The sequence below is a fragment of the Actinophytocola sp. genome, assembly GCF_045807065.1.
GTDB lineage: Bacteria > Actinomycetota > Actinomycetes > Mycobacteriales > Pseudonocardiaceae > Actinophytocola.
Genome location: NZ_JBJMIE010000344.1, coordinates 16,811 through 33,566 on the forward strand (window position 1 = coordinate 16,811; position 16,756 = coordinate 33,566).

At 70.7% G+C, this 16,756-nt stretch carries 18 protein-coding genes; 17 read left to right on the forward strand and 1 reads right to left on the reverse strand.

Annotated elements, in window-relative coordinates; translation table 11 throughout:
* Positions 1–34: 34 nt before the first annotated feature.
* Positions 35–1,495, forward strand: a complete 1,461-nt coding sequence (locus ACJ73U_RS20015) for a bifunctional phosphatase PAP2/diacylglycerol kinase family protein (protein ID WP_407779194.1) — start codon at positions 35–37, stop codon at positions 1,493–1,495.
* A 32-nt stretch (positions 1,496–1,527) separates the two neighbouring features.
* Complete coding sequence (locus ACJ73U_RS20020) at positions 1,528–2,097, forward strand: TetR/AcrR family transcriptional regulator (RefSeq protein ID WP_407779180.1); 570 nt, start codon at positions 1,528–1,530, stop codon at positions 2,095–2,097.
* 78 nt (positions 2,098–2,175) lie between these two features.
* On the opposite strand, the gene ACJ73U_RS20025 is transcribed toward ACJ73U_RS20020, so the two are convergent.
* Positions 2,176–2,769, reverse strand: coding sequence for a (2Fe-2S)-binding protein (locus tag ACJ73U_RS20025; protein ID WP_407779181.1), 594 nt, complete (start codon positions 2,767–2,769; stop codon positions 2,176–2,178).
* Positions 2,770–2,954: 185 nt separating this feature from the next.
* On the opposite strand from ACJ73U_RS20025, the gene ACJ73U_RS20030 reads away from it, so the two are divergent.
* The 15 genes from ACJ73U_RS20030 (at position 2,955) to ACJ73U_RS20100 (ending at position 16,605) form a co-directional block, all read left to right on the forward strand.
* Complete coding sequence (locus ACJ73U_RS20030; RefSeq protein ID WP_407779182.1) at positions 2,955–4,325, forward strand: ammonium transporter; 1,371 nt, start codon at positions 2,955–2,957, stop codon at positions 4,323–4,325.
* Positions 4,322–4,660, forward strand: coding sequence for a P-II family nitrogen regulator (locus ACJ73U_RS20035; protein WP_407779183.1), 339 nt, complete (start codon positions 4,322–4,324; stop codon positions 4,658–4,660). Before ACJ73U_RS20030 ends, ACJ73U_RS20035 begins: the two co-directional genes overlap by 4 nt.
* A complete protein-coding gene (locus ACJ73U_RS20040; RefSeq protein WP_407779184.1) occupies positions 4,660–7,062 on the forward strand; it encodes a [protein-PII] uridylyltransferase in 2,403 nt (800 codons plus the stop codon). Before ACJ73U_RS20035 ends, ACJ73U_RS20040 begins: the two co-directional genes overlap by 1 nt.
* A 317-nt stretch (positions 7,063–7,379) precedes the next feature.
* Complete coding sequence (gene ffh / locus ACJ73U_RS20045; protein WP_407779185.1) at positions 7,380–8,930, forward strand: signal recognition particle protein; 1,551 nt, start codon at positions 7,380–7,382, stop codon at positions 8,928–8,930.
* Positions 8,931–8,933: 3 nt separating this feature from the next.
* The gene (locus ACJ73U_RS20050) at positions 8,934–9,998 is read left to right on the forward strand and encodes an amidohydrolase family protein (protein WP_407779186.1); all 1,065 of its coding nucleotides are present in this window, start codon (positions 8,934–8,936) and stop codon (positions 9,996–9,998) included.
* 115 nt (positions 9,999–10,113) lie between these two features.
* Entirely contained in the window at positions 10,114–10,815 is a 702-nt protein-coding gene (locus ACJ73U_RS20055) for a lysostaphin resistance A-like protein (RefSeq protein WP_407779187.1), read from the forward strand.
* Positions 10,816–10,964: 149 nt separating this feature from the next.
* Positions 10,965–11,414, forward strand: a complete 450-nt coding sequence (gene rpsP, locus ACJ73U_RS20060) for a 30S ribosomal protein S16 (RefSeq protein ID WP_407779188.1) — start codon at positions 10,965–10,967, stop codon at positions 11,412–11,414.
* The gene (locus tag ACJ73U_RS20065; RefSeq protein ID WP_324920665.1) at positions 11,411–11,650 is read left to right on the forward strand and encodes an RNA-binding protein; all 240 of its coding nucleotides are present in this window, start codon (positions 11,411–11,413) and stop codon (positions 11,648–11,650) included. Before rpsP ends, ACJ73U_RS20065 begins: the two co-directional genes overlap by 4 nt.
* Positions 11,651–11,732: 82 nt before the next feature.
* Complete coding sequence (gene rimM / locus ACJ73U_RS20070; RefSeq protein ID WP_407779189.1) at positions 11,733–12,251, forward strand: ribosome maturation factor RimM; 519 nt, start codon at positions 11,733–11,735, stop codon at positions 12,249–12,251.
* Positions 12,252–13,067, forward strand: coding sequence for a tRNA (guanosine(37)-N1)-methyltransferase TrmD (trmD, locus tag ACJ73U_RS20075; protein WP_407779190.1), 816 nt, complete (start codon positions 12,252–12,254; stop codon positions 13,065–13,067). It abuts the gene before it with no gap.
* A 120-nt stretch (positions 13,068–13,187) separates the two neighbouring features.
* Positions 13,188–13,547: a 50S ribosomal protein L19 gene (gene rplS / locus ACJ73U_RS20080; RefSeq protein WP_407779191.1), complete on the forward strand. Its 360-nt coding sequence runs from the start codon at positions 13,188–13,190 to the stop codon at positions 13,545–13,547.
* 36 nt (positions 13,548–13,583) lie between these two features.
* Positions 13,584–14,540, forward strand: a complete 957-nt coding sequence (gene lepB / locus ACJ73U_RS20085; RefSeq protein ID WP_407779192.1) for a signal peptidase I — start codon at positions 13,584–13,586, stop codon at positions 14,538–14,540.
* Positions 14,541–14,549: 9 nt separating this feature from the next.
* Complete coding sequence (lepB, locus tag ACJ73U_RS20090; RefSeq protein WP_407779193.1) at positions 14,550–15,461, forward strand: signal peptidase I; 912 nt, start codon at positions 14,550–14,552, stop codon at positions 15,459–15,461.
* A 29-nt stretch (positions 15,462–15,490) separates the two neighbouring features.
* Entirely contained in the window at positions 15,491–16,285 is a 795-nt protein-coding gene (locus tag ACJ73U_RS20095) for a ribonuclease HII (protein ID WP_407779195.1), read from the forward strand.
* Entirely contained in the window at positions 16,282–16,605 is a 324-nt protein-coding gene (locus ACJ73U_RS20100) for a DUF2469 domain-containing protein (protein ID WP_133908662.1), read from the forward strand. The genes ACJ73U_RS20095 and ACJ73U_RS20100 overlap by 4 nt, the downstream gene beginning before the upstream one ends.
* Positions 16,606–16,756: the final 151 nt, after the last annotated feature.

The window sequence follows — 16,756 nt, forward strand, 5'->3', positions numbered from 1 at the left end:
TCGACGATCCGGGTACAACCGCGTGGTGCGGTCCATGTTCCGGCGCTGGCCGGTAAGCCGGTTGGATGCCGAACTCGTCCGCATCAGCGGCGGCATCCGACCGTCCCCGGTGGACGCCGCGCTCCAAAACCTCGGTCGAACGGCGAACCACAGCAAGCTCTGGTTCGCGATCGCCGCCGGGCTCGTCGCGCGCAAGGGCGCCACCCGCAGGGCTGGTCTGCGCGGCGTCGTCGCCATCGGGTTCGCCAGCTTCGGCGCGAGTCTCGTCGCCAAGCGGCTCTTCCCACGCCGCCGGCCCGCCGCGGACCTGTTACCGCTGCCGCGGCGGCTCATCCGGCGGCCCCGGTCCTCCTCCTTCCCCTCGGGGCACGCGGCGTCCGCCGCGGCTTTCGCCACGGCCGTCGCCATGGAGCACCGGGGTGCGGGCGCCGCGGTCGTGCCGCTCGCCGCCGCCGTCGGCTACAGCCGTGTCCACACCGGCGTGCACTGGCCGAGCGACGTCCTGGCCGGCGCCGCCATCGGGGTCGGCGCTGCGTACGCGACCCGCCACTGGTGGCCGCACCGCAACGACCTGCCGGTCGGCGAGCAGCAGCGGGACACCGCGGCCGAACTCGGCGACGGCGAGGGTCTCGTCATCGTCGTCAACCCCGGCGCCGGCTCTGCCGGGGACGCCGTGACCGAGGTCGAGAAGGCCTGGCCCAAGGCCGACATCGTCGAGCTGGAACCCGACGTCGACATCGTCGCCGAGGTCACCAAGCGGATCGACGGCGACGTGCGTGCGGTCGGCGCCGTCGGCGGCGACGGCACCGTGGCCTGCGTGGCCGGGATCGCCGTCGAACACGGGCTGCCGATGGTGGTCGTCCCCGGCGGCACGCTCAACCACTTCGCCCGCGACGCGGAGGTGGAGACCCTCGACGAGGCCCAGGCGGCGGCCCGCGCCGGCGCCGTCCTCGTCTGCGACGCCGGCCAGGTCGACGTGACCGACGGCAGCGGCGAGACCGAGCGTTCCGTCTTCGTCAACACCGCGAGCCTCGGCGGGTACCCGGAGACCGTGCGACTGCGGGAGAAGCTGCAGACCCGCTGGCCCAAGTGGGCGGCCGCCGGGCTCGCCAGCACCCGCATGCTCCGCCGCGCGAAGCCGCTCGACATCCTGCTCAACGGCCGCCGGCACAAGGTCTGGATGCTGTTCGTCGGCAACGGCTCCTACGAGCCGAAGGGCTTCGCCGCCGCCCGCCGGCCCTCGCTGGCCACCGGTGTGCTCGACGTCCGCTACCTGCGTGCGGACATCCCGTACTCCCGCGCCCGCTTCCTGCTCGCGACCCTCCTCGGCACGCTGCACACGAGCCACGTGTACCGGCACACGGAGGTGCCCGCGCTGGACGTGGTGCTGTTGGACGGCCACCGCCGGATCGCGCTGGACGGGGAGGTCGGCCCGCTGGGCCGGAGGTTCCGGTTCCGCGTGCGGAAGGGCGCGCTGCGCGTCTACGGTTCTTGACCGCTCGTTCCGGTAGAAGTTAGGGTCCGGCCGTGGCCAGGACCAAGGAGTTCGACCCGGACGTCGCGCTGCGCGCGGCCATGGACCTGTTCTGGCGCAAGGGCTACGAGGCCACGTCCATGCAGGACATCGTCGACCACCTCGGCATCGGCCGGGGCAGCATCTACGCGACCTTCGGCAGCAAGCACGAGCTGTACCTGCGCGCGCTGGACCGGTACACGGAGCGGTTCGACGGCCGCGCGCTCGACCAGCTGTCCCGTTCCGGTCCGGCACTGCCCGCGGTGCGTGAGTTCGTCCGGCTCTTCCTGGTCGAGGCGCTGGCCGACCCCAGGGGGTGCCTGGTCACGAACACCGCCGTCGAGTGCCCGCAGGACCAGCCGAGCGCACGCCGCGTCGAGTTCAGCTGGAACGGCCTGGAGACCGCACTCGCCGGCGCGCTCACGCGGGCTCGCAACCAGGACGAGCTGGCCGCCGGCAAGGACCCGCGCGCACTGGCCCGGTTCCTGGTGACCTTCCTGCAGGGCCTGCGCGTCATGGCCAAGGTGCCCGACGAGAGACGCATGCGTGACGCCGTCGACCAGGCGCTGACCGTGCTGGACTGACCGTGCTGGACTGACCGCCGATCTGGAACGGTTGTTCAAGTCGAGACGCGGTGAGATCGAAGCAGGTGCCGGCGGAGCCTAGCCGCCGAAGGCCACGCGCAACCGTCGCAACCGATCGTCGGGACGCTGCCGCGGGCAGCTCACGCACTTCTGCTGCCCCGGCGACTCGTACACCAGGCAACACGAGGACCGCCGCACCGCGAGCTGCCCGGCGACCTCGACGAACCGCGGCCGGGGGAACCGCTCGTCCGCCGCCAGCGCGACCGCGTCGGCCTCGCCACCGCCCGCCCACAGCACCCCGTTGGCCAGCGAGTCCGAAGCGATCGCCCACAGCGACCGCGGGGACGCCCCCGACGCCGGCGCCACCGCACGCACGCAGGCCTCGACCAGGCCACCCACGCGTGCGGGCACCTCCGGGCGGGACACCGACCCGGCCGCGCGAGCCTCCAGCAGCCGCCCGTCCGGGTGCACGAACAGGGTCATCGAGTCGAGGTCCGGCGCGTCCACCGGGCCGCCCCGCACGTACGACGAAGACGACGGTCCGAGGAGCACGGTGCCGGCCGAGTACCACCAGAGCACGCCGGCCGTGCGAGCGTCCACGCGGAACCGCCGCGCCGCCAGAGCCAGCTGCGCGCCGAGCCATTCGGGGTCCGCGACCGCTGTCGCGGGCACTGCCGCCGACCCGTTGTGTGTTTCTTGGCCGTCGATGAACGCCGAGAGTAGCGGCTACGCGCCGGAAACATCGATGTAACACAAATCGGACGACAGTTCACGCGGGGGAAACCGGCGGCGCGATCCCGTGAAACAGGACTTCTCGATGCTCCCGAGTCAAATCTCGTGTTCGGGAGGACGACTTGTTGGCTAACTCGGGAGATACCGCGTGGGTGCTGGCCAGCGCCGCGTTGGTCATGCTCATGACACCTGGCCTGGCATTCTTCTACGGCGGCATGGTTCGCTCCAAGAGCGTGCTCAACATGTTGATGCTGAACTTCATCGCACTCGCGGTGATCACCATCCTGTGGATGCTGTTCGGCTTCAGCCTGGCGTTCGGCAACGACGTCGGCGGGGGTCTGCTCGGCAACCTCGACTGGGCCGGGCTGACCAACGCGTTCGGCAAGCTCGCCGGTTTCGGCACCGACGACGCGCCGTGGCCGGGCGGTGACGCGCTCCCGGTGCTCGCCTTCGTGATGTTCCAGCTGATGTTCGCGGTCATCACCCCGGCGCTGATCTCCGGTGCCATCGCCGACCGCGCCAAGTTCTGGAGCTGGGTCGTGTTCCTGGTGCTCTGGGCCACGGTCGTCTACTTCCCGGTCGCGCACTGGGTATTCTCCTTCGACGGCTTCATCGGCCCGAACTCCACGGGTGGCTGGATCGCCAACAAGCTCAAGGCACTCGACTTCGCGGGTGGTACCGCGGTGCACATCAACGCCGGTGCCGCCGGTCTCGCGCTCGCGTTCGTCCTCGGCAAGCGCAAGGGCTGGCCGCGGGAGACGCCGCGCCCGCACAACGTGCCGTTCGTCCTGCTCGGCGCCAGCCTCCTGTGGTTCGGCTGGTACGGCTTCAACGCCGGATCCGCGCTGGCTGCCGGTGACCTCGCCGGTGTCGCGTTCACGAACACCACGATCGCCACGGCCGCGGCCGTCATCGGCTGGCTGGTCACCGAGCAGCTCAAGTACGGCAAGCCCACCACGCTCGGCGCGGCGTCCGGCGCGGTCGCCGGTCTGGTCGCCATCACCCCGGCCTGCGGGTACGTGGACACCTGGGGCGCGCTGGTCATCGGCGTGGTCGCGGGCGCGGTCTGCGCCCTGGCCGTCAGCCTCAAGTTCAGGTTCGGCTTCGACGACTCGCTCGACGTGGTCGGCGTTCACCTCGTCGGTGGTCTGATCGGCACGCTGCTGATCGGCTTCTTCAGCAAGCTCTCCGTCAACACCGCCTCGGTCGGTGACAACGGGTTGTTCTACGGCGGCGGGTTCACCCAGCTGGGTAGGCAGGCAGTGGCGGCCGGCGCGGTGCTCCTGTACTCGTTCGTGTTGACCCTGATCATCGGGTTCCTGATCAAGTTCACCATCGGGTTCCGGGTCAGCCAGGAGGCCGAGGTCATGGGCATCGACGAGGCCGAGCACAAGGAGACCGCGTACGACTTCGGTGGTTTCGGTGGGGGCGGGCTGTCCGACACGCTGAAGCCCGGCGCCGGGTCGACCGAGTCACTCGAGAGGAGCAAGGCATGAAGCTGGTAACGGCGATCATCAAGCCGTTCACGCTGGATGACGTCAAGGCGGCACTGGAGCAGGTCGGCGTGCTGGGCATGACCGTCAGCGAGGTCCAGGGCTACGGCCGGCAGAAGGGCCACACCGAGGTCTACCGCGGTGCCGAGTACTCGGTCGACTTCGTGCCGAAGGTGAAGCTCGAGGTCCTGGTCGACGACGCGCTGGGCGACAAGGTGGTGGAGGCCGTGGTCGAGGCCGCGCGAACCGGCAAGATCGGCGACGGGAAGGTCTGGGTCACGCCGGTGGAGACCGTGGTCAGGGTCCGCACCGGGGAGCGCGGCACCGACGCGCTCTGATGGCAGCTCAGGGGGAGGGGGCGGCCGGCCGGCAGGCGCCGGCCGTCCCCACTGCCGCCGACCTGGTACTGGCGCGTGACCGGCTGCTCGGCCGGGGCGCGCCGCACCAGGCCGGCCGACTCGGTCCGGACGTCCTGCGGGAGGCCCTGACCGACCTGCACGAGTTCTGGCTGACCGTGCACGCCGCGCAGGCGGGCGTCGGCGCAGGCACGTCCGGTATCGCCCTGGTCGCCGTCGGCGGCCTCGGGCGGCGCGAACTGGTCCCGTTCTCCGACCTCGACCTCGTGCTGGTGTTCGCGGGCAGGCGCGACGGCCGCGTGGAGAAGGTCGCCGAGCAGCTGTGGTACCCGCTGTGGAACTCCGGCGTCGGCCTCGACCACTCGGTGCGCACGGTGTCCGAGGCCCTCGACGTGGCCGGGGACGACCTCCGCACGGCCATGGGGCTGCTCGACGCCCGGCACATCGCCGGCGACGCGGCACTGGCCGGGCAGCTGGCCGACGCCGCGCTCGACGCCTGGCGCACGAGCGTGCGGCGCCGCGTCGACGACGTGATCGAGTCCGCGCGGGCCCGCTGGCAACGCAGCGGCGAGGTCGCGCACTGGGTCGAACCCGATCTCAAGCACGGCCGCGGCGGCCTGCGTGACCTGGCCATCCTCGACGCGCTGGCGCTCGCGCAGCTCGTGGACCGGCCCTCCGGCGAGGTGTCGGCCGCCCGCAGGCTGCTGCTGGACACGCGGACGGAGCTGCGCCGCATCGCCGGCCGGCCCAGAGACGTCCTCATGCCGCAGGACGGCGACGAGATCGCCGCCGTGCTGGGCCTGACCGACCGGTTCGTGCTCGCCCGCGCCCTGTCCGGCGCCGGCCGCGCGGTCGCGTACGCGCTGGACGTGGCGTTCCGGGCGGTCCAGCCGGCGCGGCAGAACCGCAAGGTGCTCGGCGTGCTGCGCCGCCAGCCGCAGCGCAGGCCGCTGTCCGAGGGCGTCGTGCTCAACGGCGACGAGGTCACGCTCGCCCGGGACGTCGACCCGAGCAAGGACCCCGCGCTCCTGCTGCGGGTCGCCGCGGCCGCCGCGCGCACCGGCCGGCCGATCGCGCCGGCCGCGCTGACCCGGCTGGGGGAGTCCGCACCCGAACCACGCGCGCCGTGGCCGGCCGAGGTGCGCCAGGAGCTGGTCTCGCTGCTCGGCGCGGGCGAGGGCCTGATCGACGTCGTGGAGTCGCTGGACCGCACGGGGCTGTGGGCGCGGCTGTTCCCGGAGTGGGGCGCGGTGCGCGACCTCCCGCCGCGCGACGCCGCACACGTGTGGACGGTCGACCGGCACCTCGTGCAGGCCACCGCCAACGCCGCCAAGCTCGTGACCCGGGTGTCCCGCCCGGACCTGCTGCTGATCGGCGCCGTGCTGCACGACATCGGCAAGGGCCGCGACCAGGACCACTCGATCGTGGGCGCCAAGCTCGCCCGGCAGGTCGGGGAGCGGCTGGGGCTGGCCGCGGCCGACGTGGCCACGCTGTCGGAGATGGTCCGCCACCACCTGCTGCTCCCGCACACGGCCACCCGCCGCAACATCGAGGACGAGGCGACCGTGCGACGTGTCGTCGACACGCTCGGCGGCGACCCGGTCCTGCTGGAGCTGCTGGCCGCGCTCGCCGAGGTGGACTCGCTCGCGACCGGCCCTGGCGTGTGGACGGACTGGAAGGCCTCGCTCGTCGCCGACCTGGTGACCCGCTGCCGCCGGCGGATGGCGGGAGAGAAGCTCGAGGAGCCGACGCCGCTCGCCGCCGACCAGCGGGCGCTCGCGGAGACCGTGGCCGCGTCCGGCCGGCCGGACATCATCATCTCCTCGTCCGAACGCGCGTTCGCCACGATCACGCTGGTCGCGGCCGACCGCCCCGGCCTGCTGTCACGGGCGGCGGGCGTGCTGGCCCTGCACTCGCTGTCGGTCCACGCGGCGGAGCTGCGTGCCCACGCGGGCGTCGCGGTGGACGTGTTCTCGGTGTCGCCGCGCTTCGGCTCGCTGCCGGACGCCGGCCTGCTGCGCGAGCAGTTCACCCGCGCGCTGTCCGGCTCGCTCCGGTTGGCGGAGAAGCTGGCCGCGAAGGAACGCGACTACGCGTCCGAACTGGACGACCCGCCGCAGGCCCGCGTCCTCTGGTTCGAGGACGAGGCCGACGGCGGCACCGAGTCGAAGGACGTGGTCCTGGAGCTGCGGGCCCCCGATCGCCTCGGCCTGCTCCACAGCACGGCCGAAGCCCTGGAACGCTGCGGCGCCAACATCCTGTGGGCGCGTGCGATGCAGGTGGGCGGCACCGCCATCTCCTCCTTCAGCCTGGCCTCGACCGGCCCGGCGAACGGCGACACGTGGCGGCGAGAAATAGAACGAGCCGTCCTCTCCGCCGTCTAACCCCCGCGTGTCCAACGCCCAGAACCCGCGTGTCCAACGCACCGGACCGCTGAGTTCAACGAAACGTGCCGAGGCCGTGCGCGCGTTTTGTTGGACACACGGGTCGTGCCGGTTGGACACGCGGGCGTCCTGAGTAGCTACTGAGTAGTAACCCCTAGTCCTATCCAGGTGGCTTCGCGCTGCCCGCCGCCTGCGAGAAACGAGAGGCTGTGCGTGCGCCTCGGGGAGGGGGCGCGACAGGGAAGCCGGGATGGGGCTCGTCGAGGGGTCGAGCCCATCCCGGCGACCCCGGGCGCTGACCGGCTACCCTCGACAGGGTGTTCGACACTCTTTCCGACCGGCTCACCTCGGTCCTGCAGAACCTCCGCGGCCGCGGCCGGCTGTCCGAGGCCGACATCGACGCCACCGCGCGCGAGATCAGGATCGCGTTGCTGGAGGCGGACGTCGCGCTTCCGGTGGTCCGGACCTTCATCGCACGGGTCAAGGAACGCGCCAAGGGCGCGGAGGTCTCCGGTGCGCTGAACCCGGCCCAGCAGGTCGTCAAGATCGTCAACGAGGAGCTCGTCGCGATCCTCGGTGGCGAGACCCGGCGCCTCTCCTACGCCAAGAACCCGCCGTCGGTGATCATGCTCGCCGGCCTGCAGGGTTCCGGCAAGACGACACTCGCCGGCAAGCTGGCCCGCTGGCTCGCCGGCCAGGGCCACACACCGCTGCTCGTCGCCTGCGACCTCCAGCGGCCCAACGCGGTCAACCAGCTGCAGATCGTCGGCCAGCGGGCCGGCGTGCCGACGTACGCGCCGGAGCCCGGCAACGGCGTCGGCGACCCCGTCGACGTGGCCCGCCGCTCCATCGACGAGGCCAGGCGCGCCCAGCACGACGTCGTCATCATCGACACCGCCGGCCGGCTGGGCGTCGACGAGGAGATGATGCGTCAGGCGGCCGACATCCGCGAGGCCACGCAGCCGGACGAGGTCCTGTTCGTGGTCGACGCCATGATCGGCCAGGACGCGGTCACCACGGCCGAGGCGTTCCGCGACGGCGTCGGCTTCACCGGCGTCGTCCTCACCAAGCTCGACGGCGACGCGCGCGGCGGTGCCGCGCTGTCGGTCCGCGAGGTCACCGGCCAGCCCATCCTCTTCGCGTCCAACGGCGAGAAGCTCGAGGACTTCGACGCGTTCCACCCCGACCGGATGGCCTCGCGCATCCTCGGCATGGGTGACGTCCTCACGCTCATCGAGCAGGCCGAGCAGGCGTTCGACAAGGACCAGGCCGAGGCCGCCGCCGCGAAGATCGGTACCGGCGAGCTGACGCTGGAGGACTTCCTCGAGCAGATGCTGGCCGTCCGCAAGATGGGCCCGATCGCCAACCTGATCGGCATGCTCCCCGGCGCCGGGCAGATGAAGGACCAGCTCGCCCAGGTCGACGACAAGCACCTGGACCGCCTGCAGGCCATCATCCGCGGCATGACGCCGGCCGAGCGCCATGACCCGAAGATCATCAACGCGTCCCGCCGCCTGCGCATCGCCAAGGGCTCCGGCGTCGCGGTCCGCGAGGTCAACGACCTGGTCAACCGCTTCTACGAGGCCCGTAAGATGATGCAGCAGATGGCGGGCCGGTTCGGCTTCCCGGGCTCACGGGGTAGCGCCACCAAGGCGCGCAAGGGCAAGAAGGGGAAGAAGGGCAAGGGGCGCGGCCCGACGCAGCCGAGGGTGCGCGGCGGGATGCCGATGTTCCCCGGCGGCATGCCCGACCTGTCGAAGATGCCGCCCGGCCTGAACGAGCTGCCCCCCGGCCTCGCCGGTCTCGACCAGCAGCTCCCGCCCGGCTTCGACCCCTCGAAGCTCAAGTTCCCCAAGAAGGACAAGTAGCGCATGCCGGCGCTGCACATGCGGGGCGTGGTACTCCCCGAGGGGGAGCCGCGCGACCTGTGGATCGTGAACGGCCGCATCCGCCTCACCCCGGTGCCGTACGCGGAGACCGTGGTGGACGGCGGCTTCCTCCTGCCGGGGCTGGTGGACGCGCACTGCCACATCGGCCTGGCCGCCGAAGACCTCGACGAGGCCGAGCAGCACGCGCTCACCGACCGGGACGCCGGCACGCTGCTCGTCCGCGACTGCGGCGCCCCGCTGGACACCCGGCCGCTGCAGGAGAAGCTGGAGCTGCCCCGCATCGTTCGCGCCGGCAGGCACATCGCGCGCCCCAAGCGGTACATCCGCCACGTCAGCGAGGAGCTGGAGTCACCGGAGCTGCTGCCGTCGGTCGTCGCGGAGCAGGCCGCCGCGGGCGACGGCTGGGTCAAGCTGATCGGCGACTGGATCGACCGGGACAGGGGCGACCTCGCCCCACTGTGGCCGGACGACGTCCTGACCGAGGCGATCAAGGTCGCCCACGAGGCGGGCGCCCGGGTCACGGCGCACGTGTTCGGCGAGGAGGCGCTGCCCGGCCTGATCAACGCCGGCATCGACTGCATCGAGCACGGCACCGGCCTCACGCCCGACACGATCGAGCTGATGGCCGCCCACGGCACCGCCCTGGTCCCGACCCTGATCAACATCGAGACCTTTCCGGGGCTCGCGGCCGGCGCGAGCAAGTACCCGGTGTACGCGGGGCACATGCTGGACCTCTACGGCCGCATCCGCCGGACCGTGGCGGACGTGCTGGCGGCCGGCATCCCGGTGTACGCGGGCACGGACGCGGGCGGCGGCATCGCACACGGCCGCATCGTCGACGAGATCGTGGCACTGCACGAACTGGGTATGACCACCGAGGACGCCATCGGCGCGGCCTCGTGGTCGGCCCGGGCATGGCTCGGCTACCGGGGCATCGAGGAGGGCGCGGCGGCCGACGTCATCGCCTACGCCGAGGACCCGCGGGCGGATCTCGCCGCGCTCCGCCGCCCCAGCCGGATCGTGTTGCGCGGGCGCGTCATCAGGTGACCGTCAATTGTCACGTCAGCTCATCGGGTTCCGGGGCCGTTTACCGACTACGCTGAGGTAGGTGACAGCGGAGCGGGAAATCACCGACACACAGGGTGTCGTCGACGATCCTCCTATGACCCGGACCCACCGCTGGGGTTTCGGCGCGTTCCTGTTCGTCTTCGCCGTCTTCGTGCTCACCGCCGTGATGATTGGTGCGCTCGTCCGTGCCTTCGCCCCCCGCGCGATCGGCTCACCCACGGTGATCGTCGTCGGCACGATGGTGCCCACGGTCGTCGCGGCCTGTGTGACGCTGCTCGTCACCAAGCTGCGGGGCAACGGGCCGCGGATCGACCTGCGTTGGTCCTTCCGCCGCGAGGACGTCCGCACCGGCCTCAAGTGGGGCTTCGTCGGGCTCATCTGCACCACGTTCGCCGCGTTCGTGTGGACCAGCATCGTCGGCCAGCACGCCCAGTCCGCGATCGGGGCGCTCGTCGACAACCAGCGCATGCCGCTCGCCCCCGCGATCGTCCTGTTCGTCTTCGTGTGGCTGATCGGCCCGGTCTGCGAGGAGCTGATCTACCGCGGCCTGCTGTGGGGGGCGCTCGAGCGGCTGAAGTGGAGCCGCTGGTCGGTGTTCGGCCTCACCACGGTCATCTTCGCGGTCAGTCACCTCGAGCCGCTGCGCACCTCGTTGCTGCTGGTCATCGGCATCCCGATCGGGCTGGCGCGGCTGTTCAGCGGCCGGCTGGGCGCCAGCATCGTCGCCCACCAGGTGAACAACTTCCTGCCCGCGGTCGCCGTGCTGCTGGTCGCACTCGGGGTCATGCCGGCGTAGCCAACCCCATCTGGCAGAATGGTCAGCTGTCCGTCGTGGCCGGACCCTCTCACCGTGCCATGGCGCCATCGAACTTGGGGTACTGGCGAGCCGCATCCCCACGCGGCGAACCGGCGCTCACAACGTCATCAAGAGGAGCACCACCACCCGTGGCAGTCAAGATCAAGCTGCAGCGTCTCGGCAAGATCCGGGCGCCGTACTACCGCGTCATCGTCTCGGACGCCCGCACCCGCCGCAGCGGCAAGGCCATCGAGACGATCGGCCAGTACCGCCCGAAGGAGGAGCCGAGCTTCATCCAGGTCGACTCCGAGCGTGCCCAGTACTGGCTGGGCGTCGGCGCGCAGCCGACCGAGTCCGTGCAGCGGATCCTCGAGATCACCGGCGACTGGCAGAAGTTCAAGGGCCTCCCGGGCACCGAGGGCACGCTGAAGGTCAAGGAGACGAAGACCAGCAAGCAGGAGCTGTTCGAGCAGGCCCTGAAGGAGGCCGGCAGCGAGCCGACCACCGAGGCCACCACCCCGAGGAAGAAGGGTGGCGGCGCCAGGAAGGCCGACGCGAAGAAGGCCGACGAGAAGCCGGATGAGGGTGCCACCGAGTGAGCTTCCTGGCTGACGCGCTCGAGCACCTGGTACGCGGCATCGTCGACCACCCGGACGACGTGCGCGTCGAACTGGTGACCACGCGCCGTGGGCGCACGCTCGAGCTGCACGTCAACCCGGACGACCTCGGCAAGGTCATCGGCCGCGGCGGCCGCACGGCCACCGCGCTGCGGACGGTGATGGCCGGCATCGGCGGCCGCGGCATCCGAGTGGACGTCGTCGACACCGACCAGTGAGCGGAGCTTGCGGAGCGAACCGTGGGCATCGCGACCAGCGTTCGGCCTCTCCGAGCCCGCGAGGAGAGGACGTGACGCGGTCGTGACCGAGTTACTGCTGGTCGGCCGGGTGGCGAAGGCCCACGGCATCTCCGGCGAGTTGGCGGTCGACATCCACACCGACGTGCCCGAAGAACGGTTCGCGGTCGGGGCCGTGCTCACCGCACGGCTCCGGGACCGTTCCGTCCGCCCGGTCACCGTGTCGACCGCCCGCCCGCACAGCGGCCGCCTGCTGGTCCGGTTCGACGAGGTCCCCGACCGGACCGCCGCCGACACCATGCGCGGCGCACAGCTGCTGGTGGACGCGGACGACCTGTCGCCGTCGGACGACCCGGACGCGTTCTACGACCACGAGCTGGAGGGTCTCGCGGCCGTGCGCACCGACGGGACCCCCGTCGGCACGGTGTTCGAGATCGCCCGCTCCCCCGCGGGAGAGCTGCTGGTGGTCAAGAAGGAAGACGGGACCGAGGCCCTGGTCCCGTTCGTCCGCGCGATCGTCCCCCAGGTGGACGTCAAGAGCGGGCGGATCGTCATCGATCCGCCGGAAGGCTTGTTGGACTAGTTGCGCGTCGACGTCGTCACGATCTTCCCCGAGTACCTCGACCCGCTGCGCCAGGCGCTGCTGGGCCGGGCGATCGAGCGCGGGCTGCTGTCCCTGGACGTCCACGACCTCCGGAAGTGGACGCACGACGTCCACAAGGCCGTCGACGACAGCCCGTACGGCGGCGGCCCGGGCATGGTCATGAAGCCACAGGTCTGGGGTGACGCACTGGACGACCTGTGCGGACTGCACCTGCCGGACACACCCATTAGTGGGACTGTCCGGCAGGTGCGGTCCCGGGTGCCCCGCCTCGTCGTGCCCACCCCCGCCGGCCGCCCGTTCACCCAGGCGCTCGCCCGCGAGTACGCGGCCGAGGAGTGGCTGATGTTCGCCTGCGGCCGCTACGAGGGGATCGACCAGCGTGTCCTCGACGACGCGGCGCGCCGGATGCCCGTCGACGAGGTCTCGATCGGCGACTACGTCCTGGTCGGCGGCGAGGTCGCGGTCATGGTCATCGTCGAGGCCGTCGCCCGGCTGCTGCCCGGCGTGCTCGGCAACCCGGCGTCCCACCAGCAGGACTCGTTCTCCGACGGGCTCCTGGAGGGCCCCAGCTACACGCGTCCGGAGGTCTGGCGCGACCTTCCGGTGCCCGAGGTGCTGCGCTCGGGCAACCACGGCGCCATCGCCCGCTGGCGGCGCGACCAGGCCTTGACCAGGACCTTCCACCGGCGCCCCGACCTGCTCGCGGCCCTGCCGGAAGGCGCGCTCGACAAGCACGACCGCGCCCACCTGGCCGGTCTCGGAGATCCCGGTTTCGACCCGCAGAAATCGGTCTGACATACTGGACTGGTTGCCGCGACCGGGTGGCGCCTGGCGCAACTCAAGACTCCCCAAGGTTGACTAAGGAACGATGCTGCGCCTTGGGACGCACGAACGACTGTTGAGGAACGGATACCGATGAACACCCTGGACGCTCTGGACGCCAAGTCGCTGCGTTCCGACATCCCGGCCTTCCGCCCGGGTGACACGCTGAAGGTGCACGTCCGAGTCATCGAGGGCTCCCGCGAGCGGGTCCAGGTGTTCAAGGGCGTCGTGATCCGCCGCCAGGGCGGTGGCATCCGCGAGACCTTCACCGTCCGCAAGATCTCCTTCGGTGTCGGCGTCGAGCGCACCTTCCCCGTGCACTCCCCGAACATCGCGAAGGTCGAGGTCGACCGTCGCGGTGACGTGCGTCGCGCGAAGCTGTACTACCTGCGCGAACTGCGTGGCAAGGCCGCCAAGATCAAGGAGAAGCGCGAGACCGCGCCCACGGCCTGACCTGTACTTTTCACAAATCCCGGTAGCCTGGGATGTGTGGCCAATCCCGTGCACGCTCCGACGCCAGAGGATGACCCGGAGCGCACCGATCTGATCCCGAGGGTGAGCGACCCGGCGGCCTCCTCGCCGGCGTCGCCACCTCGTGGTGGCACGGAAGAGAAATCGGCCAAGCACAAGGCCGGCAAGCACCGCCAGCCACCCAGGAAGCAGCCGCTGTGGCGTGAGCTGCTCACGCTGCTGGCGATCGCGCTCGTGCTGACGTTCGTCATCCAGCAGTTCCTGGGTCGCGTCTACTCCATCCCGTCCGGCTCGATGGAGCACACCCTCCACGGGTGCACCGGCTGCACGGGCGACCGCGTGCTGGTCGACAAGCTCGTCTACGACTTCCGCGATCCCGAGCCCGGCGACGTGGTCGTGTTCGAGGGCCCGGACTCGTGGACCGAGAACGACACCGCCCCGCAGGGGCCCAGCAACGGCCTGGTCCGCGGCCTGCAGTGGCTCGGTTCGCTGATCGGCCTCGCGCCGCCGAACGAGCGGGACTTCGTCAAGCGCGTCATCGCCGTGGGCGGTCAGACCGTCCAGTGCTGCGACGAGAAGTCACGCGTCCTGGTCGACGGCAAGCCACTCGACGAGCCGTACATCTACTGGATGAACGGCGCGCCGGACGCACGGCAGCGCTTCGACCCGGTGGTCGTGCCGAAGGGCACGCTGTGGGTCATGGGGGACAACCGCAGCGACTCGTGCGACTCGCGCTGCCAGGGCGGCGGCGGGCTCCGCGGCGTGGTGCCGTTGGACAAGGTGATCGGCAAGGTGCGCTACATCGTGCTGCCGCCGAACAGGTGGCGCGGCGTCGGTGACCACGACCCCCAGGGCAGCGCGACGGTGGCGCTCGGCGCGCCGGCGTGGCAGCAGGGCGGGCCGCTCGGCCTGGGTCTGGTGGCCGCGTGGCCGACAATGTGGCTTGGCCGCAGGATCAGATGGCGGCACCGGTAGTCTGCTCTGGTGGTCGACGTCGCGCGCTCCGGTAACAGCAGGGACAATGAGGACGAGGGGGACGGCCCGGCTGAGCAGGACAAACCTGACGTCTCGCCCGGGCTGAGCCGCAAGTCCCGCAGGAAGAAGCAGCGCTCCTTCTGGAAGGAGCTCCCGATCCTCATCGGGGTCGCACTGCTGCTCACCCTGCTCATCCAGACCTTCATCGCTCGGGTGTTCGTGATCCCGTCCGAGTCGATGGAGGCGACGCTGCACGGCTGTCCCGGTTGCTACGGCGACCGCGTGCTGGTGGACAAGCTCGTCTACACCTTCGGCGACCCGGAGCCGGGCGAGGTCATCGTGTTCCACCGCCCCGACACGTGGAACCGCTCCGAGTTCTCGTCGAACCGATCCAGCAACGGCTTCGTCTCTTGGTTGCAAGACGTAGGAGCGGCGTTCGGGCTCGCGTCCCCCAACGAGGACGACGTGGTCAAGAGGATCGTCGCGGTCGGTGGGGACACCGTCCAGTGTTGTGACGAGAAGAACCGGGTGCTGGTGAACAACAAGCCGTTGGACGAGCCGTACGTCCACTGGCTCCCCGGGAACAACACGCAGGAGGAGTTCCCACCCATCAAGGTGCCGGAGGGCATGCTTTGGGTGCTGGGCGACAACCGCAACAACTCGTGCGACTCGCGTTGCCAGGGCGGCGGTGGCAGGAACGGGCTGGTGCCGGTGGACAACGTGATCGGCAAGGTCCGCTACATCGTGCTGCCCCCGTCCAGGTGGCGAGGCGTGGGCGACCACGACCCGCAGGGGGGCTCGGCCGCGTCCGCGGCAGCGCAGGTGGTCGTGCCGGGCCTGGGCCTGGTGGCCGCGTTCCCCACGGTGTGGCTGGGCAGGCGGGTGCGCAGGGCGGTCAGGTCCATGGGAGCCCGCACGTGACGACGGCTCGACAGGGACGGTTGGCATGGCTGGAGTCCAGCCCGCCCCGCCCCGTCCTGAGGCGTGACGCCGGGAACTGGGCGTTGCAGACGGCTCTGGAGCGCCGCGGCCTGGGCCCGGTCGCTGGCGTGGACGAGGCGGGTCGCGGAGCGTGCGCGGGCCCGCTGGTCGTGGCATCCTGCGTCCTCCGCCCAGGTGACGCGGGGAAGTTTGAAGGCCTGACGGACTCGAAGCTGCTGACCCCGGCGGCCCGCGACAAGATGTACGACCTGGTCCTCCGCCGCGCACAGGACTACACGATCGTGGTAATTCCGGTCGAGGAAGTCGACGTCAAGGGCGTCCACGTCTGCAACATCGAAGGTATGCGCAGGGCGATCGCTCAACTCCACACCCACCCCGGCTACGTGTTGATCGACGGTTTCCGGGTTCCGGGCCTGACGGCCCCGTCGATCCCGGTGATCAAGGGCGACCAGGCGGTAGCGTGTGTGTCAGCGGCCTCGATCCTGGCCAAGGTGACCCGAGACCGCATCATGGCCGACTTACATGAAGAGCTGCCGATGTACGGCTTCGACGAGCACAAGGGCTACTGCACGGGTGCCCACAGCGAGGCCCTGATGCTGCACGGCCCGAGCCACGTGCACAGGTGGTCGTACGTCAACGTGGCAACGGCGGGCATGACGCACGGTATGCGAGCGCCACACCCGGTGGCCTTGAGTGTGGCAGCGGCCGCCGTGGTCCAGAATGGTCAGGTTGGGAGGCTGGCGACACCGACGAGGAAGCCACAGACAGCTTCCGTCAACCATGAGGAGCGCGAAACCGCATGAGCGCGGAGGATCTCGAGAAGTACGAGACCGAGATGGAGCTGCAGCTCTACCGGGAATATCGCGACATCGTAGGCCAGTTCTCGTATGTCGTGGAGACGGAACGCCGCTTCTACCTGGCCAACGGCGTGGACGTCCAAGTCCGAGACTCCGACGGCGAGGTCTACTTCGAGGTACGCATGTCGGACGCCTGGGTCTGGGACATGTACCGCCCAGCAAGGTTCGTGAAGAACGTCCGCGTAATCACCTTCAAGGACGTCAACGTAGAAGAGCTGGACAAACCCGACCTCCGCCTCCCGGAAGAGGGCCCTTTCGGCTCATAACCAACTAATCCAGAGAACCCGCGAGGCCCACCCCGGACCTCGCGGGTTCTTCATGCCAGCACCACCAAATCTCGCCCACTCGCCCACTCGCCCCACCGACGCCTCCCGGCTCCCGGCTCCCGGCTCCCGGCTCCCGGCTCCCGGCACCCGG

Coding starts and splice junctions, on each gene's coding strand:
- ACJ73U_RS20015 (WP_407779194.1), top strand. CDS start 35: ATGTTCCGGCGCTGGCCGGTAAGCCGGTTGGATGCCGAACTCGTCCGC.
- ACJ73U_RS20055 (WP_407779187.1), top strand. CDS start 10,114: ATGACCCGGACCCACCGCTGGGGTTTCGGCGCGTTCCTGTTCGTCTTC.
- ACJ73U_RS20035 (WP_407779183.1), top strand. CDS start 4,322: ATGAAGCTGGTAACGGCGATCATCAAGCCGTTCACGCTGGATGACGTC.
- ACJ73U_RS20100 (WP_133908662.1), top strand. CDS start 16,282: ATGAGCGCGGAGGATCTCGAGAAGTACGAGACCGAGATGGAGCTGCAG.
- ACJ73U_RS20050 (WP_407779186.1), top strand. CDS start 8,934: ATGCCGGCGCTGCACATGCGGGGCGTGGTACTCCCCGAGGGGGAGCCG.
- ACJ73U_RS20040 (WP_407779184.1), top strand. CDS start 4,660: ATGGCAGCTCAGGGGGAGGGGGCGGCCGGCCGGCAGGCGCCGGCCGTC.
- rplS (WP_407779191.1), top strand. CDS start 13,188: ATGAACACCCTGGACGCTCTGGACGCCAAGTCGCTGCGTTCCGACATC.